2 protein-coding genes are annotated in these 1,113 nt (G+C 71.9%); one reads left to right on the top strand and one right to left on the bottom strand.

What is annotated here, in order from left to right; all coding sequences use genetic code 11:
• Positions 1-671, top strand: a 671-nt coding sequence (locus H5J33_RS36135; RefSeq protein WP_181798888.1) for a polysaccharide deacetylase family protein, incomplete at its 5' end; no start/stop codon positions are given.
• Between the two features lie 13 nt (positions 672-684).
• Here H5J33_RS36135 and H5J33_RS36130 read toward each other — a convergent pair.
• A partial coding sequence (locus H5J33_RS36130; RefSeq protein ID WP_181798886.1) for a class F sortase occupies positions 685-1,113 on the bottom strand: 429 nt, incomplete at its 5' end.

Below are 1,113 nucleotides of genomic sequence, written 5' to 3'. Positions count from 1 at the left end.
CCTCCGCCTTCCGGCTCCAGCCGCTCACCGGATACGGGCCACCGCGCACCCCGCCCCGCAAGCTCAAGGTGCGCGAGGAACCCATCCTGCGGATCTCCGGACGCGGCCGGCGCATGGTGCTGACCTTCGACGACGGCCCCCACCCGGAGTACACCCCGCACATCCTCGACACGCTCGCCCGGCACCGGGTCCGGGCGATGTTCTTCGTCTGCGGGGAGTGCGTCGTGGACAACCGGGAACTGCTCGCCCGGATGGCGGAGGAGGGCCATGTCGTCGGCAACCACACCTGGACCCACCCGCTGCTGACGACCCTCGGACGCAAGGAGATCCGCTCCGAGATGGAGCGCACCAGCGACATCATCGAGGACACCTACGGCGACCGGCCCCAGTGGTTCCGCGCGCCCTACGGCGCCTGGAACCGGGCCACCTTCCAGCTCGGCGCCGAGATGGGCATGGAGCCGATGGCCTGGACCGTGGACACCACCGACTGGAGGGAGCCCGGCACCGACACCATCGTCGACCACGTGGAGAGCGGCGCCGCCCCCGGCGTCGTGGTGCTCTCCCACGACGCCGGGGGCGACCGTTCGCAGACCGTCCGCGCGATCCGCGAATGGCTGCCGTATCTGCTCGACTCCGGCTACCACCTCACCGTGCCGAGCCGGCGCGTGTGAGGCGGCGCCCGGTTCAGACGACCGCGGCCAGGCGGGCGAAGACGACGACGTTGCCGTCGTAGCCGTTCTGCTTCGAGAAGCCGCCCCCGCAGGTGATGACCCGCAGTTCCGGGGCGCCCTTGGAGCCGTAGACCCGGTCGCCGGGGAAGGCGTTCTTCGCGAAGACCTCGACGCCGTAGACCTCGAACACGGCCGTCTTGCCGTCCTGGCGCACCACCTCGACCTGGTTGCCCTTCCGCAGCGCCCCGAGCCCGTAGAACACGGCGGGGCCCTGCTTGTTGTCGACATGGCCGACGATGACCGCGGTCCCCTTCTCCCCGGGGGACACCGCGCCGGTGAACCAGCCGGCCTGGCCGGGGTTCTCCGGCGGCGGCGCGGCGACCCAGCCGTCCGCGTCCAGCCCCACCTGCACGACGGGCGCGTCCACCCGGATCGCCGGGAT

The sequence above is a fragment of the Streptomyces sp. WELS2 genome (genome assembly GCF_013870595.1).
GTDB lineage: Bacteria > Actinomycetota > Actinomycetes > Streptomycetales > Streptomycetaceae > Streptomyces.
The sequence above is the reverse complement of the archived record's forward strand: the minus strand, read 5'-3'. Positions and strand labels throughout refer to the sequence as shown.